Origin of the sequence: Paenibacillus sp. UMB4589-SE434, from assembly GCF_030226685.1 — a bacterium.
Lineage (GTDB): Bacteria > Bacillota > Bacilli > Paenibacillales > Paenibacillaceae > Paenibacillus_B.
Genome location: NZ_JASOYK010000001.1, coordinates 439,759 through 457,708, shown reverse-complemented (window position 1 = coordinate 457,708; position 17,950 = coordinate 439,759). Strand labels below are relative to the sequence as shown.

Sequence of the window (17,950 nt, the reverse complement as noted above, 5' to 3'; positions counted from 1 at the left end):
GTTTCACAAGCCTAACAATACGGAATCAGTCCCTCGCTGTCACATTCCTTGGAAGCTAATTCAGTTCCACAAGCATAACAATACTTCATCTCTTATCCACCTTCATTTCTTTGAAATCAATCGTCCATTTTATTATACTATCCGCGGCTTAATAGAGATTAGTATCTAAATTATTGACAACTAAAGAAATGAAGTCATTAACATACATTTCCTGATGCTCTTTTTTTCTTGTGCCTAGTAATATAGAATTGGCTGAATAAATCCCCTGCACATCCACTCGAGCAAGAACCCCCTGCTCAAATAAAGGTTCAGCAACCAAAGAAGATACAAAGCTTACGCCATAACCCGCCCTTACGGCATGAATCGTTTCATTCACCCCGCTAAATTGCAATTCAATTCGAGGGAGGGCGACCTGCTGTTCCTGACATAGCTGAAATAATCTTTCTCGCGCAGCACTTCCCTCTTCTCTCATAATAAATGGTTCAGAAGCTATTTCTTTAAATGAAACTTTTTGTAAGGCATACTTATGTCCGGGGGCGACTACAAACATATACTCCCCCCTGTACAGCTCTTTTGATTCAAATAAATCTGAATCGGTGAATGGCATTCCAATATCGCTATAAATCGCTATATCCGCCTCAAAGTTAATTAATTTCTCAATCGCATCATGAGAATTGACTGTCGTAATATGAACTTCAACTGCGGAAAATTTTTGTTTGAATAAGGATGCCCACTTCGGAATTAGTAGACTTGTTGCAAAATAATTTCCCGCAATTCGTAACTTCCCTTCCGGATAGTTATGATGATCTTCAATCAAAAGCCGCACCTGATCCTCTATTAAAAACAACTTTTCCAGTGGCTTAATCAGCTTGCTTCCTAACGGCGTAACCATCAGACCTCTCCCCTGAATTTTCAATAGTTGAATATCATTGTCATTTTCAAATTTGCGTATTTGTGCCGAAATGGCCGGTTGACTGATATGCAGTATTTCAGAAGCTTTAGTTACGCTGCCAGTTAACGCAACATAATAAAATAGTCGCAGTACATGAAGGTTCAACTGCATCTCCACCTATATAATTTATTTATGTATATTAGATATTATATATTATTTAATTATGTATCTAAACCTTATACTAGATGTAGATTTACAACAGGGTATGGAGGAATTAAAGATGGAAACTACATTATATTTGACCCGTCATGGTCAAACCGAATGGAATCTAATGAAGAAGATGCAGGGGCATAAGGACTCCCCGCTTACACAAACTGGAGTTCGACAAGCCCAATGGTTAGGAGAGCGCTTGTCTGCCATTCCATTTGATGCTGTCTATTGCAGCTCAAGTCACAGAGCGATAACTACCGCAAGTATTATATCCGGTTATCGATTAGATGAAATCATACAACTTGACACATTAAAAGAAATCAACATGGGTTTGTGGGAAGGCCAACATATCGAACAAATCGCTCAAGACTTCACGACCTCATTTAGTCATTTTTTTCATAAACCTCATCTATATCAACCCACTGGTCAAGGAGAAAGCTACAGTGAATTAAGGCAAAGAACAATTCCTACGATCCAAGAGATTCTAGAAAAGCACAAAGGTCAACAGGTGCTTATTGTAACTCACCGGATCACCCTCAAAACGATTATGAGCTATTTTATGAATAAACAGCTGCATGAAATCGGTACCATGCCCGACATTCACCCAACTGCACTATGTAAAGTTACTATTCAGAATAATGTTCAGAACGTTGATTTATATGGTGATACCACACATTACCGGGAGTAATCGACGTTCGTTCGATTACTCTTTACTCACTTGCTAGCAAAATATTAATACTGTCTGTCTCTAGACTGGACAAAATCAAGCTACATCAAGTGAATCTAAATAAACTACTGCTTTCTCCAGTTCCTTATAGAAAAATAAATACACACAGTCAGCTCCATAGTACAGATAAATCATTTGATTCTGCTGTAAGAACTCTTTAAATGCTGTTCAAGCTCATCATATAATACGTCTTCATACATATCATTCGTCAAAATCGGCCATTACCTATTTAACTGTCATAGATTTTCTGGTGAAGTAAGCGGTAAATACCCCGAGCAAAATCATAGCGCATCCAGAAAGAAAAAATACGCCCCCACTTAAAATGGTCCAGCAAGATAGCCCCGATTGCCGGGGCAATAAAGCCAAATAAAGCGGCCCAAGCTCCCAATGGTACGCAAACAGGACAAACAAGGCAGTAAAATCAAACTAACTACCCAAATCTGAAATAGCCTGTGCCGAAAACAAAGTGCGAAATGACTTATTTTGCAGCGGAAGAGATACGCTGCCTCTCATCATTGCTCCCCCTTTCCTCCATAAATCAAATAGGTGCGACAAAAACACACATTGAGCCCAATATATAGGTAGGGACAGGAAGTCACGATACCTGTTCATAAACATAGGTCGGGATTGTTCAACGCATACAAAATTTAGGTTACTGGTAAAGGCTTTGTCAGATGTCCCCAGCATTCAGGTATAAATGTAAGATCCCCGGTGTACACAGCACGTATATAGGCAGACAAATTAAATACCTGACTTTCGACTAGTACTTCTTTGATTTCTGAGGCAGTTACAGGCACCTGTTTATGCAGTCTTTTCTTAAAATCCTCTAAAGGCAAAAACAAATGTGGACTCTTTCTATACGTACAATGTTTAGGAAATCGTGGTGCACTTCCTGAGTCATATTTAGAAAGCTTCACTCTGCCCGCATGCGCTAATAATAACGAATATGCATCACATACCAGAATAACAAACTGTCCATCCGGTTCCCTTTTCTTATAGGTATCTATCATCTTCTGACAATCTTTCCATGTTGGCCAAAAAAATACATGGCGATCTAAGCATGCTCTAAATTGTTCTTGTGTGTAGGCAGGATCAATCATACTGTCAGGAATCCGTAGATGTGAATTCATAACCATCAGGTATCCCATATAGTTGATTTCCTTCAGTGCCAAGCGACGTTTACCGGCATTTTGCGGGTAAATGTGATTGCTGGAAAATAGTGCATCAAAATGAACAATAGCCGGTAGATTTCTCGCTCTTGTAAAATGATAAAGGAACTTCCTATTGTTAGATTTGGTGATCTCGGCAATAGTATCACTTGACATTCTCTCTCCCCCCTTCTGATCGGTATTACCATTAGACAGGATGGGATAAAAGCCAATATTTCAAACCATAAGTGCAGCACAATAAAAAATACTCGTGCTGGTAATTTCATGTAGTGTGCAATTTCTTTGTCTGCATTCTGGCTGCCGTGATGGTTTTTATTCGTTCACGGTATCCTTTAGAACTATGTTCTCAACAATTTCTTTCACTGCTCTCTTCTTCTCAACTAGGTTCGTATCGTCCCAAGCAAAGATACCCTGATCCAACATAAAGTTCACCGCAGTTAATAAGAATTGGGCTGTTTCTTGTGGATGCTTCACTTTAAAAGCTCCCACTTTAGTTCCTTCCGCCAGTATACGAGACAGATAGGGTGTCATTTCATTAATTTTTTTAACTAGAAATTTCTGATGGATCCAAGCATTATTTTCATGATGAAGGAAATCCCCCACTTTCTGGTGGATTGGTTGAGGAAACAATATGGCGTTAACCTTTTCAAAGGGCGACATGTTTACATTCTGATCAATAGCTTTAACGGACGCCTCATGCTCGACCAAAGAGCGATTAATAAGCGCTAGCATGATCTCTTCTTTGGTTTTGAAATAGTAATAAAACGTGCCCTGCGCTACTCCAATTTTTTTGACGATATCGCTTACTGCTGTATGTTCAAAGCCCTTACTCGCAAATAACTCTAAAGCGACATCCATAATTTCTGCTTTTCGTTCTTCAGGATTTTTCGTTATTCTTGCCATTTAGATCCTTCTTTCAGTTGTTGTCATCATCCCATTTTCATATTAATAGTTGACTGACTCAAAGTCAATCATGTAAGATACATCATGCTGACTGTTAGTCAGTCATATATAAAGGAGGATTACGATGAAATTACGTGTCATTTTGTATTTAATTGGATTTAGTGCTTTTATCGCTTCATTGGGACAAAATTTGTACAATCCATTACTCCTGCAAGTACAAGCAGAACTGCATACTACAAGCTATTTGGTTAGTCTATCCGTCTCTTTGTTTACGTTAGCTTTAGCCGTTATGCAGATTGTCTTCGGGCCTCTAGCTGATACAAAGGGGCGGAAAGCAGTTCTTATTCCCTCTCTTGTGCTGTATATTATCGCTTCTATCGGTTGTGCTTACGCTCCAACTATTGGTTATTTACTCTTCTTCCGTGTGCTGCAGGGGGTAGGTGCAGCTGCAGTTCCCGTCGTAGCGGCTGCAATTATCGGTGATTTATTTCGTGGAAAACAACTGTCGCAAGGCATGGCTACTTATCAATTATTGCTAATGCTCGCTCCCGCAATCGGCCCACTAGTAGGAGGTGTAATCGGGGAACAGTATGGATATGGCGCAACTTTTCTATTGTTGGCGGCAATCAGTCTCATGCTATTAATCGCTAACTTTATTTTATTACCAGAAACGAAACCTGCATTCACTCATTCAAAACAAAGCAATACCCAGCACTTTTCTTTAATCTTTAAAAACCCAGTGAGTTTGGTCATACTCCTATTTGGATTTTTTCAGTTCATGGTGTATTTTATTTATTTGACTTTTGTGCCGCAAATATTAAACAATACTTACTTGTTTCAACCTGCCAAGACTGGTGTCATCCTGCTTATGATGTCTTGTTCCACCATTATTAGCATCAAGCTCGGTGGGTGGATGTTACACCGAATCGGAGCTCGAAAAAGTCTGGTCTATGGATTTGCCTTGCACGCCTTATCCGTTATTTTATTTGCGTTTACTGCACAGCTCTCGCTTTCTTTTCTCATTTTAGATGTTTGTCTGTTCGGCTTTTTTATGGGATTAACAGGTTCAATACCTACTACCCTGCTTACGGAGCTGTTTCCAGAAGAGCGTGCTACCGCAATTGGCGTGTACAATTTCATACGGTATTTGGGAATGGCTGCAGGTCCAATGATCGGTGTCCTGTTGTATGCTGGCAGCAGCATTATGCCGCTTTTTCTAACGTGTGGATTCGCTTTTGGGGCAGCCATCTTCTGGGGGGCACGGCTAATCACTAAATCTTCATCAAAAATTGGAAACGTGGTTCTGGACGCTGAACATTAACTTCATGCAGCAGGCTAACACATATTACAGGCCTACAATTAGTTTCCGTTATGTTTATAAACCATTAAAACAGAATAAAATAGACCGCCTCATTCACCTACTGGTGGAAACGGCGGTCTACCTACAATTATGTGCCTGTTAGATAATTTCGCTAATCATAACCATCCTTACCTGGTTGATCTGATACTCTTATTCTGCTTATTGGTTAGCAGCCGGTTTTTGTACGCCTACCGGATTAAATCCATTTTCAAGTCCTCCGAACGTGTAATCCACAACTTTATCTGTACGATATAATATCAACTCTTTAGCATTAGTAAGGGGGACAACGATTACGTTGTCATTTAAGTAGTTTAAAATAAAATCATAACCTGAAGTAATCTTTGCTTCATCACGTGTATGTAATACTTCGGTTATACGCTTCTTCATATCAGCCACCTCTGGCAGTTTAGACATTGACGCTGTATGTGCAGTCTGATCTAACATAGGACCAACAAAATGATGAGGGTCCTCTGGCGATCCCTTTGCATTCCAGATTGTAATATCATATCTGCCTTCCACACAGTCCGTCCACCAGGTCATCACATCTGTGCCTTCCACATCAACCTGAAGTCCGACTTTCTTCAGTTGCCCTTGCAAAGCTGTAGCCAATTGCTTGTTAAACGTATCTCCTGTCTCATACGTGAACCGCAGCTTCTTCGGCTTGCCATTTAACTCTCGATAACCTGTTCCTTCGTTCAGCTTCCACCCCGCTTGATCCAATAGTGCAGCAGCCTGCTGGAGATCAAAGGCTCTTTTAGTTCGTAACCCCTGCTTAATATAAGGAATATTTCCATCAAACATCTGATCGGCTGGTGCCTCATTGCCGTAGGTTAATCCTTCTGCAAGCTCCTGCTTATTAACCGCGTATGCAATTGCTTCACGAACCCGTAGATCAGTTAAATTTTCGCTGGAAGCATTTATCGCCAATGCTCTAGTGTGGCTTCCCGTAGATGTCTTGCCTTTGACGCCAGCCATCGAAGTCGCTTGTTTAAATTCATCGTTCGTAATCATCGTGGAGCTGAAAATAACGTCAACCTCACCCGTCTGCAGTGCCTTCAGCCGTGTAGCTGAATCTGGCACATACTTCACCACGATCTGCTCATATGCAGGTTTATCTCCCCAATAGTCCTTGTTTTTCTTAAACGAGGTGTATTCGCCTTTCTTGAAAGAATCATGAATATAAGGTCCCGTTCCAATCGTGCCATTCATGGACTGATAGTTATCTTTAATAATGGATTTCGGAGACACAATGGCCAAATACTGTGTAGCAAAATCATGCAGTACAGGATAATAAGGTGCTTTGTACGTTATTTTGACGGTGTATTCATCAACAGCTTCCAACTTGTCGATTGTAGACACTGCTTTAAGGAACGAGGCATTGCCTTCATGCTGGTAATAGTCCAGATTAGCAATGACTGCTGCTGCATTTAATGCTTCTCCATCATGAAACTTTACCCCTTGCCTTACCTTAAATGTAAGCTCTGTTCCGGACTCATTAAATTTCCATTCGGTTGCGAGTCCTGGCTTGATCTCCCCATTCTCGTAACGGACAAGCATATCATATACAAGCTGGATCAACGGTTTATTATGCATGTCTGTCATAGTAGGATAAAAGTTGCTCAGTTCTCCGATATATCCAATGACTAGCGTATCTTTATCCTGTTTAGATCCGTTAGTAGAACACGCGCTCAACACAATTATTAAACAGAGAAAAGCAGCAACTATCCGAATACGAAAAAAGTTGGTTTTCATCTTAATCTCCTTTTATTTAGCTTGATTGATATGTGTTCTGTTGTGCTTACTAGGCGTGCACGGCAGATTGCATTTGCTCCATTTTGACACCTTCGGCTGTCAAACAGCCTTTTTCTATTAGTAAACATCTGTCTGCTAGTCGATAAGCACTGTAAGGATCATGCGTAATCAATAGATAAGAACAGCCATAATACTTCCGATAATCGTCTAAAGTAGCCAAAACGGCATCACTTGAAACGGTATCCAAGCCGCTCAGCACTTCATCGAGTATTAAATAACGTGGTTTAACCGACAATGTTCTTAACAGTGACACTCTGCGCTGTTGCCCGCCACTGAGTGATCGCACCGGTACTTGGAGAATGGCCTTCTCCAGATTAAACCGTTCCATCAATGCTTCAATCTCTCTTCTGCGCTCCCGCGGAGTCTTATCGGTCAAATTCAATAACGCTTCTTCCATATTCCGATACGCGGACAACCGAGGATTTAGCGTGCCAGAAGCATCCTGAAATACACCTTGTATAACTTTACGGTAGGAACGCCATGCCTTGGGACTCAACCCAACTAGATTAATTCCATCTAGTACAATCTCTCCCGATACAGGACGCTCCAATCCTAGCAGCAGACGGGCTAGTGTGCTCTTCCCACTGCCGCTGCTGCCCATAATTGCAATATTCTCGCCTTCCCGCCAGTGAAAGGTAATTTCATTTAACACCTTTAACGATAAACGTTGATGCTGAGCATAACTCATGCTTAACTTTGATACTTGGATTTCTCCCATAACCAGTATCCTTTCTCCTGCTGCGCAACACTGCGTGCAAACTGTGAAGTCCAGATATGCCGTGGCTGATCAAGCAATTGTTTCATCGTTCCTTGTTCCACAAACTCGCCATTGTACAAGACGTGTACTTGATCGCAAATGCGTTCCAGCACCTCGACATCGTGCGACACAATTAGGAGTCCTGACGTCTGTTTGAAGGCCAGCAACAGCTGAATCACAGCCTCCCGATTGTCAGGATCTAATGCGGCCGTTGGCTCATCGGCCAACATGTAGGGCGGATTCAGGCCGAACAGGATCGCAAGCGCAACTCGCTGCAGCATACCGCCAGACAGTTCTCCTGGTCGGCTCCGCATCACACGTTCAACTTCGGAAAGTTGGACCTGTCTTAACTTCGACTGTGCAAGCTGTGCCGCGTCTAATCGATTCAAGCCAAGCCGTTTGCGGAATACAGCTTGAATTTGGCTGCCTATACGAAGTCGTGCGTCAAATGCCGTCATTGGCAGCTGCGGAATAAAGCCTATCGACTTTCCGGCCACCTTTCTTCTGTCAACTGCAGCAAGTGCAGCCAGGTCGCATCCATCTAATATCATATTTCCACTATCCAGCGTACATTCTTTACCTAATACGCCCATTGTCGCCTTTAATAATGTGGTCTTCCCGGATCCGCTTTCTCCCGTCACACCTATGGCTGTCCCGCGCTGCACGCGACAAGTAATTTCGTGTAACAATCTTTTTCCGTCAGCAGCAGACACACCGATTCGATTCAAGCTTAATATCGCCCATCCACTCCTACTTCAGCTCTTCTCCCAATACATTAAAGGCAAATGCGCACATAAAAATAAAAACTAGCGGATACAACATTAAATCTGGACGCAGCATCGCAACTTCCCGGCCATTTAGCATCATAGCGCCCCAGTCAATGCCATTCTGTTCAAGTCCCAACCCAATAAAAGAAAAGCCACTAATCATCAAAATCATATCCGAGCTGATCAAACTAAGCAGCACGGCAGCGTCCCTAACCAAGTTAGGCGGCAAATGCCAGAACATAATACGCAAACGTGTTGCTCCAGCTGCTGCTGCACAATATACGTACGCTTTCTCTCGCTCCAGCTCCGTTTTCGCCTTCACAAGCTTGATGAGACTAACAAGTGATGCGATGGATAATGAAACGACTACCGTGTACAAACCGCTTCCCCAAGCCCCAATCCAAACGATCAGGTACACAATCGGTGGGAACGAAGCAAATACATTTAATAAACTGTCCCCCAGCCAACGCAGTCTCCCGCGCCAAAATCCGAATGCGATACCTATCGGCATCCCTACGATTATAGTTGTCAACCATGTCAGCAGCACAATGCCAAGAGTCGTCTTGCCTCCATACAATACCCTTGACAACACGCAGCGGCCCATCGAATCGGTACCAAACGGATACTCTGCACTAGGAGGCAGCAGCCGCTTGCCGATATCAACCAAGTAGGGATCATGTGGTGCCAACATATATGCAAATGCGCATACTATCAATACGAGCACAGCTGTACTGATTCGTAGCTTTTGCCAGCCGCTCATTCCCTGTTCCCCCTTATCGCATCTCGATTGAGCCACAGCCGAGCTGCGTCTGACATCCGGCTCGTCAGCATAAAGACTGCTGCAAGCAGCAGAATCGAAAAGTGAATCATCGGGGCATCACGGTTAATTACACTTGTGATAATGACATTGCCGATTCCAGGTACAGAAAAGATTTGTTCAATAATAGTTGCCCCTGCCACCGTAAATCCAATGCTCTGCATAAAGTTAGGCAGCAGAGCAAGGAGCACGTGCGGCATACCGTGGCGGAACAAGATATAGTTCTCATTCAGCCCTTGACAGCGCGCATACATCACATAATCTTCTTCCATCTCCTTGACCAGCAGGCCAGTAAGCAATCGCCCATAGAAAGCAGCCATCGGAACAGCTAGGCAGAACGCCGGATGCCATACCTTCAGCCAGCTCTCGTCGCCCACAACCGATATCCAATGCAGCTTAACTGCAACAATATCCAGGTAAACCGTAGCCAGATAGAAGCCTGGTATCGAGATGCATGCAATCGTGATTACTCTAACCACAATGCCAGACCATCGATAGCGCAGCATGTAACCAGCACATCCAAGTATGATCGCTCCCACTGCTTGGAGAACAGCGGATAAGGCCACGATGCGGAATGTGAACGGTATCGTAGCAATAAATTGGTCCAGTACCGGCTTGTTATTCATTAGCGACTTGCCAAAGTCAAAATGAAGTGCATGATTCAGCCAAGTCGCGTATTGAACACCTAATGGACCATCTAATCCCAACTCTTTTCTTAGCTCTGCAATCATGTCTGATGATGGTTGGAGCGTATTTCTAATGGCAAATGCTTCTGCGGGATCAATAGGTGATACACGCATTAGCAGGAAGGATAGTATACTTACGACGAGCAGAGTAAAAACAATGTCTATCGCTCCCTTGACCATTCGATGGCTAAGCATCATGCTGGACCCTCCTTGCCTCTCGACACATTCAGACAAAACATCCCCCAATATGCTGTCATTCGAAAACCGGATACACCATCACTATAACGGAGGATGATATTTAATTGTTGTGCAGCACGCACCATTTATGTTGCATGCGTACTTGTTTGATGATGAAATCGTTTTAATTTGGATTTACGATACTGCAAGGGGGTCAAGCCGAACTCGCGCTTAAAGGCGTTGCAGAAGTTACTGGCATTGGAGTAGCCCACATCCAGCGCGATATCCTGGATAGATTTATTTAAGTTGGCCAGCATAGCGGTAGCATTTTGCATACATGTTTTGCGGTAATGGACATAGATGGTTTGACCAAATATCAACTTGTAGCCTTTGGTCAGCTTGTTCCGACTGATGGCCAGCTCCTTGGACAATTCTGTCAACGTCGGTGGATTTCCAAGTGTCTCCATCAACTTGTCATGACCAAGCCGGATCTGACGGATCTCATAATCATCCAGCAAAAATGTTGCCATATCTTCCTGTCTAGGCAGTTCGACGGCTAGCAGGAGAGATAGCAGTTCCATGACTTTGCCTTCATAATAAAGAATCTTTGATTTCTCCGGGAAACCGCAATTGTAGATACGATTAAAGATCTCGATTATATCGGCACTTGCTTGCACCCCTATAAAGTAGCGTTGGCGGGTGGCATTATCGAGTCTGTGGATGGCTTGCTCCCATAAGACACTACCACTGCTTCCAAATAGCAAAGACATCTGCTCTGAATCCGCAGTTAGCGATACACTTTGATACCGTTGGCCTCCATAATGTCGTGTACAGCCTCGCATGTCGCAGGATTTGGATAACGATAGGCTGCTGCTCTTGAAATGAACCAAATTTTCTCCCTGCTCCTGCAACTCCAGTTCCCCATCTATACAATAGGAAAGTCCAAAATAATCTCGTTTCATCTCATATTCAAAGATGACGTCATCGTGAAAGGTAACATCATATAACATAAGCGTTGCACAATTCAGTACACGATAGACTTCAACTCTTCCTGTGCCCCATCTTTCCAACATTTCATAATGTACAGTACGGATATGACCATAATCTTCTCGGTAACGCTGTATGGCCATCCGTCTTATCGTCTCTTCAAATCGCTCAGGACTATCAACAAAAAAATGATGTCTCATGTTCACATCCCTTTCCATCGCTAATATATATCTATAATAACAATGATAATCATTATCACTGTTATTATAACTAAAATATTGCCATATGGAAATATAAAACATCGGGATCTGTCCTTTACATTCTCGCACGTATGAAATGATGCCACGCCACAAGCTCCACTGAAGATCAAAACTGACTATTTATACACGCAGGCCACCTCTACCTCGTGGCCTATGCAGCATAAACAAGCCCCTGCGGCATCTAAGCCACAGAAGCTTGTTCGTAAAACATGCAGTTGTATTAGTTCTCTTTCATTGGAGATCAGGAATCCTTATACTTAATAGGAGAATCAATCAGTGGAGCGAAGGGAAATATCATGGACATACGTAAATTAAAGTACTTTATTGCAGTTGCAGAAGAACTTCATTTTAACCGTGCTGCGGAGAGATTAAATATGACCCAGCCACCTCTTACTCAGCAAATTCAAGCCTTGGAAAATGAGCTCGGCGTACAGTTGTTTGAGCGTTCCAGGAGGCACGTCCAGCTTACACACGCCGGAGTCGTATTCTTGGAGGAAGCAAGACTGATCTTAACCCAATTGGAAAGATCTATCCACGCCACGCAGCTCGCCAGTCAGGGCATTACTGGGCATCTGAACCTTGCATTCGTGGATTCAGCAGCGGGCGGAATAATGGTTGACATGCTAAAAGTATTTCGAGAGCGCTATCCACAAGTCCAACTTTCCCTGCGTGAAATGACCTCGACGCAGCAATGGCAGGCCTTGCAAGAGGGAAGCATTCATGTTGGATTTGTCCGATTTATTGAACCAGCAAAACATATTGACTGTCGAACTGTAGCTAACGAAACGTTAGTTGCGGTGCTTCCCGAACAACATCCGTCAGCCAAGTCACCGATTTTGTCCATAAGCGCCTTGGCAGCGTACCCGTTCATCTTGTTTCCGCGACAACTGGGCACTCCATTCCATGATCTCATCATCGGTTTTTGCGCTCAACACAACGTTTATCCACATGTGATTCAGGAAGCGATCCAGATGTACACGATTGTGAACTTGGTTGCAGCCAATCTTGGCGTTTCGATCGTGCCCTCTTCCGTTTCCGTGTTTCGCCGCAGTGGTGTTGTGTTTCGGCCTTTTGTGGAAAGCACTCCAGTCGTTCCCCTCTGTGCCGCTTGGAGAACAGACATTAAAAACGCCGCCTTATCCCTGTTTCTAGAGACGATAGCTGACTTAGATCAGACTGCCATACCTAGTGACTAGTAATTTATTCACCCTGTTTTGCCAGGATCACGTTCCACTAGGCCATCCAATATGATGTCTATTTGCCTCATCAATTCAAGGTCTAACCGAATTCCTGCTGCCTTGACGTTTTCTTCTACTTGCTCTGGCTTGGATGCTCCAATAATGGCAGCTGACACCTGCGGCTTCTGCAGCACCCATGCAATAGCAAGCTGCGGCAGCGTCAAGCCCGCTTCATTTGCAAGTGTAGCGAGCTTCGCTACAGCGACTAAGACTTCGGGACGCAGCCACTGCCCTGCTAATTTATCGAAAAATGGAGCGCCTGCTGCAGTCGAAGCCCGCGAGCCTTGCGGAACCGCGTGATCGGGCTTGTATTTTCCGGACAAAATACCTTGCGCAAGTGGTGACCAGACCACCTGTCCGATTCCCTCCTGCTCACAGGCAGGAACAACTTCGCCCTCTATCACACGCCACAACATCGAGTATTGAGGCTGACTGGCCGCGAGTGGAACTCTCAACTCCCTTGCCAATGCGGCAGCTTGGCGAATTTGCGGTGCTGTCCATTCACTAATGCCTACATATAGAATCTTTCCTTGACGAACCAGATCCGCAAAGGCCAAGAAGGTTTCTTCAAGCGAGACGGTTGCATCATAACGATGGGCGTAATAGACATCAATGTAATCCGTCTGCAATCTATTCAGTGAAGCATGACAAGCCTCCATTATATGCTTGCGGGACAGGCCTCTATCGTTAGGCCCTGATCCTGTAGGATGGAAGACCTTGGTGCATAACTCGATGCTTTCTCGGCGCACTTCTTTCAGAGCTTGCCCTAATACGATCTCTGCCATCGTGTCTGAGTACACATCCGCCGTATCAAATGTTGTAATCCCCGCTTCAAGCGCTGCTCGAACACAAGCATGAGCTGTAGTATTATCTAACTGAGCACCATGTGTAATCCAGTTTCCAAAAGCAATCTCACTTACGGATAATCCGCTGGAACCGAGCCTCCGGTATTTCATTCTAATTCCTCCTTTAGCTGACGATTCCATTGTAGCAACCCTTTTTTAAGAGGTGAAATATACTTTTGTCGTTCTTTTAATATGAAAATCATATTACTTATATTATATATCTTGGTAAGATGTTCAGAGGAAACAGCTTACAGCTCTACATGCACCACTGGCGGTTTAATCTCTTCCGCTACCTCCCGATTGATAAGAATGGTGTAGAGTTTTGTTAAATACTTTTTTTCGTTAGAATCTTACTCGATACCGTTCCATTTAGTCCAATATTCGCTGAATATATTAGCTTTTGAGTCTTACATAGCAGAATAATACAACCAAGACCCTACCAATTGTTTGCTGATAGGGTCTCTTTGAAAAAAGTATTTAAATTGTTTTTTTAAAGTCAAACTTATATTTGGAGTTTGGATCAAAATCATTTGCACCTACTGGCATTACTCTGTAAAAGGCTTTTTCTCCAGTTTTAACAGAACCACTGTGAAACTCTTGTAAACCAGATCCGTTTTGGTTTATATAGTTGATCGATATAATATTATTATCATAATCTGTTCTAACGTATTGAAGTTGTAGATTCAAGCCAAATGGGGGAGTCAACAACACATAGTAATTTTGATCAAACGATCCATAAGAATTATCATAAACATACCAATCTTCATCACTCAAACTCTCCAACGGAACCCATGATTGATAAAAACTTCCTGACAAGACTTCAGCAGATCTCATTGTATCTCCCCAACCGTGCTTAGCAAACGCAGAACCCGATCCAAAGGCCATTAAACAAGCAGCAAGCACGACTAACGCTGATAATTTCTTATATCTTTTCAAATTCGAAACCTCCCATTACTATAGAATCTATTCGGATTCTATTAGTGTGATTTGATTTATGAAATATCAAGATGTGAAAGAATATCAGTTATCGGCTAGCCAACCTTGATTTAACCTTAACATGCGCCTTGATCCGAGTATATAGTATTTTTGGATTATATAGTAATTATTTAGGATTATATTGGATATACATTATGTTGAAATGTGAGTTGTTCTGTCGAAATAAAAAGTACTCCACCACATAATAACTTCCTCCTCTTCTAAGTTAGCTACATCATGTTTGCACCACCTAATATAATTCCCCTCATCAAATTCTCCCCTTATGTTAACTCTCATTGTTTCAGTACTTAGGACATTCGATACAAATATGAAGACGCTCTAACGAAATAGGTGCAATTAATAAAGGTAAGAGGACAGGTTAATATAAATAGGTTTACCTCGTTGTCATTTAATATGACTAACTTGATAACCCTTATATAATTTAATTAGTATAACTAGATCAAATATTCATGAAAATTAGATATTTTCGATACTGTGTCTGATCTAAGACAAACCAAAGCAAGACTTTTAATGTTCATTATGAGGAAAACATTATCTGAATACCTAATTCCCCCCCAATTTACTTTCTCCTTGCATGTGATGGTTTTCCCCCTACTCCTTACCATCGATTCTAAGTCAGAGTGGATATCAAGTTACTAGTAAAGCTAAAAGCAAAGTTTCTAATGATGGAATAGTTCTTAAGGCAGTAAGTTCAGATGATTTGATTCAAGGAGAGCAAAAATAGATCCGATGGCATAATCCAGTGTAGCCAGCAGTTTACCACCGCATGATTGCCAGTTGTCTGAATGAATCGCTCTTTCCCCAAGGCAAACCACGCCTTTTGAAGGGCTTGGTAATCTTGAATCATGCTTCCACCCTCAAACCATAAATAATTAATTTCACAATTCCTTTATTTTTCCACCTCCGGAAAAGTCGCTTCTCCAAACAAGCATTGCTTTTTTTCGTCAGCTGATGCAAACGTGTAGGTAGGCTTGATATAACTCATGTTCATTCGATGGTATGGGTTTGGACATCACGAATGGCGTAGCTTTGACAAACTTTTGATGGATACGCCCCCCCGATGATTTGCAGCGTCTAAATGTATTTGGCTGCGAATTCCACGTCATGCGGAACCACATCCATGACGACCTTTTTCAAATTCTCTTGCTGCTCTTTACTTAGGGCTCTAGCGGTCGAGGGAAAATTTCTTAACCAGATCCTTGCCTCCGGTAAAGTCACAGATAGGTGCTGACTGTGATTGCCCGACTGCCAAGGACTAGGTAATCTCCTCATTGGATTTGCGCAAGTGCAGTTTTACGGTTTGGTATTGTTCTAACATTGGTCTGCTATTTTATCATGCTTTAAACGCTTCTCAACATCACTTGATTGCTCCTGTATCGTTTTCATTGCGATCATCGTCCAAATAAGTATTAATTATTATTTGATGCAGAAAGATTGAAATTCCTTTCAAGTAACTTTAGTTCAACTAAAATAGCGGTGTCTCCAGATGGATTTCTCACTGTACTGAATCCCAATGGTAGCCATAAGAGACGCTCGAAAGAATGAACATTATACGATGATTATCTATGATGCTGAACATCCCAAACCAATTAACAAAAGTAATATATTCCCATATATCTTGCAGTTCAAAATTTCTAAAACACAGCTTATTCCCCCATTTTACTTATAAATTTCAATTTAACTGTACGAGGTTCAATAAATACTCCTTCTAACAAAATTAATTTTATGTCGAATATTACATATTATTAGGTATATTGAATCATTTTACTTTTATCTCTTAATTTACCAATATAACTATGTTAATATTCATATTGTAATTAAAATAAAAGTAATGAGAGCTAGATTTGGTTTGAAAAATCGTTGTTATCCTTGCTGTCATTGTTCATGCTTTTCGCAGTTATTTCACCTAGTGTTTTTGCTCAAAGTGAAGAAAAAAACAATTTCTTCTGAAAGTATCATTTCTATTGTAGAGCCGTACGTAAATGTTACAAATGAAGGTAAGATCCAGTTCAAAAATGTTCCTTCTGAGATCTATGAAAAATACAACTTAGCAAAGCTACAAAAGCATTTTGATGCACTCAATACATTGGTGCAAAAGGATGATATTGTCATCAACTCAGATTTGTCTATAGATAATAATGCTCTTTCTACATCTGCAGTTTATGGTCAATGGACTTATTATTGGTGGGGATATGATCGCAACTTTAATTACCAACAAACATTGCAAGCCATCGACTACTATAATACTGTAGCTGCTGGAGGGGCTATTATTACAGGTGCCACTGCATGGTTACCTCCAGTATCGGGATTTACGGGTGCTACATCTGGATACTTTTACTTAGTGGCTACACGGTTTAATGCCAATAACAAAGGAAATGGAGTTTACGCAGCAGTAACGTGGTTGGCGATATTTGATATCGAACCACTATGAGTTTGATATCAAACCTTTATAAGGATGGAAAAAGCAAGGAGGAACATCATGAATACACTGTCAACTGTACTAGCAGTACTTATTATTTTGATTTCTATTGCATATCCAATTTTTTATTGGAAAAAGAAGAAAAACAACACACATTTACAAGTTGGATATAAAATCACTTTTGTCATCGTTTTTATTTTACTTGCCGTTGTTGTGTTTAATTTACTTGCTTGACAAAAGACTAAGGAAGGATTTTCTCTTCCTTAGTCTTTTTATATCAAGATGAATGACTCGAATAAATTTTCCTTTGATATGAATTCATGGAATGGGTTTCTAAGGTACTTAAATTGAGTGAGTTAGTACAGGAGTTAGTTTGCAAAAGGGTAATGTTCTTGCTAACTAAAAATATTTTTGGTGAGGGTGCTATTGACCGCTAGTTGACAACATGGGTGAATTTATAAGTGGGGTCATAAATGAAAGGGCAAAACTTAAGCTTGCTCACTATAAGTAACATATACTAATGTACAGATATTTTCAATATATAGCCATCCCTTAATTAAAGTTATATGCAAATCACAACATAACTCATTTCATTCTCACGAATTAGAATATTTTATATTATTCTAGAGATATGCAGATAAGTTTGTTAATTGTTTATTATATTTCTTCAGATGTGTTTATATACATATGGCTTAACAATGTAAAAATGTATAACAGATAAGGACGGCATTCCATTTCACCAATTCTTCAATTCGCACACCAACGAATTCAACCTTTCTTAAAAAAAATGGTACGACTTATCAATTGAGTAAAAAACTTTCATCATCTTAGGTAATACATCAAAAGCCCTTAATTGTTGTGATGGGAGTATTTCTTAACGACTAATACTTTTAAAATTGTAGTTATATCTATTACTGGAACTGCAACT

Annotated in this window: 16 protein-coding genes; 5 read left to right on the top strand and 11 right to left on the bottom strand. The window is 41.5% G+C overall.

The genetic code is table 11. The features are described from left to right. Nucleotides 1-148: 148 nt before the first annotated feature. A complete protein-coding gene (locus tag QP775_RS02225) occupies nt 149-1,057 on the bottom strand; it encodes a LysR family transcriptional regulator (RefSeq protein WP_285103252.1) in 909 nt (302 codons plus the stop codon). Nucleotides 1,058-1,172: 115 nt separating this feature from the next. Between QP775_RS02225 and QP775_RS02220 the strand changes: the two genes are divergently transcribed. Next, entirely contained in the window at nt 1,173-1,790 is a 618-nt protein-coding gene (locus QP775_RS02220) for a histidine phosphatase family protein (RefSeq protein WP_285103250.1), read from the top strand. Between the two features lie 686 nt (nt 1,791-2,476). Here the strand turns inward: QP775_RS02220 and QP775_RS02215 are convergent. Further along, nucleotides 2,477-3,154 carry a DUF7002 family protein gene (locus QP775_RS02215; RefSeq protein ID WP_285103248.1) on the bottom strand — a complete coding sequence of 226 codons (678 nt, stop codon included), beginning with the start codon at nt 3,152-3,154 and terminating at the stop codon, nt 2,477-2,479. 156 nt (nt 3,155-3,310) lie between these two features. Continuing rightward, entirely contained in the window at nt 3,311-3,901 is a 591-nt protein-coding gene (locus QP775_RS02210) for a TetR/AcrR family transcriptional regulator (protein WP_285103246.1), read from the bottom strand. 124 nt (nt 3,902-4,025) lie between these two features. Between QP775_RS02210 and QP775_RS02205 the strand changes: the two genes are divergently transcribed. Beyond that, complete coding sequence (locus QP775_RS02205) at nt 4,026-5,222, top strand: MFS transporter (protein ID WP_285103244.1); 1,197 nt, start codon at nt 4,026-4,028, stop codon at nt 5,220-5,222. A gap of 198 nt (nt 5,223-5,420) precedes the next feature. Here QP775_RS02205 and QP775_RS02200 read toward each other — a convergent pair whose 3' ends face one another. From QP775_RS02200 to QP775_RS02175, 6 genes are all read right to left on the bottom strand, one after another. Then, nucleotides 5,421-7,013, bottom strand: coding sequence for an ABC transporter substrate-binding protein (locus QP775_RS02200; protein WP_285103242.1), 1,593 nt, complete (start codon nt 7,011-7,013; stop codon nt 5,421-5,423). 49 nt (nt 7,014-7,062) lie between these two features. Next, the gene (locus QP775_RS02195) at nt 7,063-7,791 is read right to left on the bottom strand and encodes an ATP-binding cassette domain-containing protein (RefSeq protein ID WP_285103240.1); all 729 of its coding nucleotides are present in this window, start codon (nt 7,789-7,791) and stop codon (nt 7,063-7,065) included. After that, a complete protein-coding gene (locus QP775_RS02190) occupies nt 7,764-8,558 on the bottom strand; it encodes an ATP-binding cassette domain-containing protein (RefSeq protein WP_285103238.1) in 795 nt (264 codons plus the stop codon). Before QP775_RS02190 ends, QP775_RS02195 begins: the two co-directional genes overlap by 28 nt. A 22-nt stretch (nt 8,559-8,580) precedes the next feature. Further along, complete coding sequence (locus tag QP775_RS02185; protein ID WP_285103236.1) at nt 8,581-9,357, bottom strand: ABC transporter permease; 777 nt, start codon at nt 9,355-9,357, stop codon at nt 8,581-8,583. Then, on the bottom strand, nt 9,354-10,298 hold the full coding sequence (locus QP775_RS02180; protein ID WP_285103235.1) for an ABC transporter permease: 945 nt from the start codon (nt 10,296-10,298) through the stop codon (nt 9,354-9,356). The genes QP775_RS02185 and QP775_RS02180 overlap by 4 nt, the downstream gene beginning before the upstream one ends. 125 nt (nt 10,299-10,423) lie before the next feature. Further along, nucleotides 10,424-11,464 (bottom strand): helix-turn-helix domain-containing protein, encoded by a 1,041-nt coding sequence (locus QP775_RS02175; RefSeq protein ID WP_285103233.1) that lies wholly within the window; start codon nt 11,462-11,464, stop codon nt 10,424-10,426. Between the two features lie 356 nt (nt 11,465-11,820). On the opposite strand from QP775_RS02175, the gene QP775_RS02170 reads away from it, so the two are divergent. Then, the gene (locus tag QP775_RS02170) at nt 11,821-12,720 is read left to right on the top strand and encodes a LysR substrate-binding domain-containing protein (protein ID WP_285103231.1); all 900 of its coding nucleotides are present in this window, start codon (nt 11,821-11,823) and stop codon (nt 12,718-12,720) included. Between the two features lie 8 nt (nt 12,721-12,728). On the opposite strand, the gene QP775_RS02165 is transcribed toward QP775_RS02170, so the two are convergent. Further along, nucleotides 12,729-13,718 carry an aldo/keto reductase family protein gene (locus QP775_RS02165; RefSeq protein WP_285103229.1) on the bottom strand — a complete coding sequence of 330 codons (990 nt, stop codon included), beginning with the start codon at nt 13,716-13,718 and terminating at the stop codon, nt 12,729-12,731. A gap of 366 nt (nt 13,719-14,084) precedes the next feature. Beyond that, nucleotides 14,085-14,543, bottom strand: a complete 459-nt coding sequence (locus tag QP775_RS02160) for a hypothetical protein (protein ID WP_285103227.1) — start codon at nt 14,541-14,543, stop codon at nt 14,085-14,087. A 1,984-nt stretch (nt 14,544-16,527) separates the two neighbouring features. Here QP775_RS02160 and QP775_RS02155 point away from each other — a divergent pair. Next, entirely contained in the window at nt 16,528-17,034 is a 507-nt protein-coding gene (locus tag QP775_RS02155) for a hypothetical protein (protein WP_285103225.1), read from the top strand. Nucleotides 17,035-17,082: 48 nt separating this feature from the next. Continuing rightward, nucleotides 17,083-17,256: a hypothetical protein gene (locus QP775_RS02150; protein ID WP_285103223.1), complete on the top strand. Its 174-nt coding sequence runs from the start codon at nt 17,083-17,085 to the stop codon at nt 17,254-17,256. The last annotated feature ends 694 nt before the right edge of the window (nt 17,257-17,950 follow it).

Excerpts from the sequence above, each read along its gene's own strand:
- QP775_RS02220 (WP_285103250.1), top strand. The coding sequence starts at position 1,173 with ATGGAAACTACATTATATTTGACCCGTCATGGTCAAACCGAATGGAAT.
- QP775_RS02215 (WP_285103248.1), bottom strand. The coding sequence starts at position 3,154 with ATGTCAAGTGATACTATTGCCGAGATCACCAAATCTAACAATAGGAAG.
- QP775_RS02210 (WP_285103246.1), bottom strand. The coding sequence starts at position 3,901 with ATGGCAAGAATAACGAAAAATCCTGAAGAACGAAAAGCAGAAATTATG.
- QP775_RS02205 (WP_285103244.1), top strand. The coding sequence starts at position 4,026 with ATGAAATTACGTGTCATTTTGTATTTAATTGGATTTAGTGCTTTTATC.
- QP775_RS02200 (WP_285103242.1), bottom strand. The coding sequence starts at position 7,013 with ATGAAAACCAACTTTTTTCGTATTCGGATAGTTGCTGCTTTTCTCTGT.
- QP775_RS02195 (WP_285103240.1), bottom strand. The coding sequence starts at position 7,791 with ATGGGAGAAATCCAAGTATCAAAGTTAAGCATGAGTTATGCTCAGCAT.
- QP775_RS02185 (WP_285103236.1), bottom strand. The coding sequence starts at position 9,357 with ATGAGCGGCTGGCAAAAGCTACGAATCAGTACAGCTGTGCTCGTATTG.
- QP775_RS02180 (WP_285103235.1), bottom strand. The coding sequence starts at position 10,298 with ATGATGCTTAGCCATCGAATGGTCAAGGGAGCGATAGACATTGTTTTT.
- QP775_RS02175 (WP_285103233.1), bottom strand. The coding sequence starts at position 11,464 with ATGAGACATCATTTTTTTGTTGATAGTCCTGAGCGATTTGAAGAGACG.
- QP775_RS02170 (WP_285103231.1), top strand. The coding sequence starts at position 11,821 with ATGGACATACGTAAATTAAAGTACTTTATTGCAGTTGCAGAAGAACTT.
- QP775_RS02165 (WP_285103229.1), bottom strand. The coding sequence starts at position 13,718 with ATGAAATACCGGAGGCTCGGTTCCAGCGGATTATCCGTAAGTGAGATT.
- QP775_RS02150 (WP_285103223.1), top strand. The coding sequence starts at position 17,083 with ATGAATACACTGTCAACTGTACTAGCAGTACTTATTATTTTGATTTCT.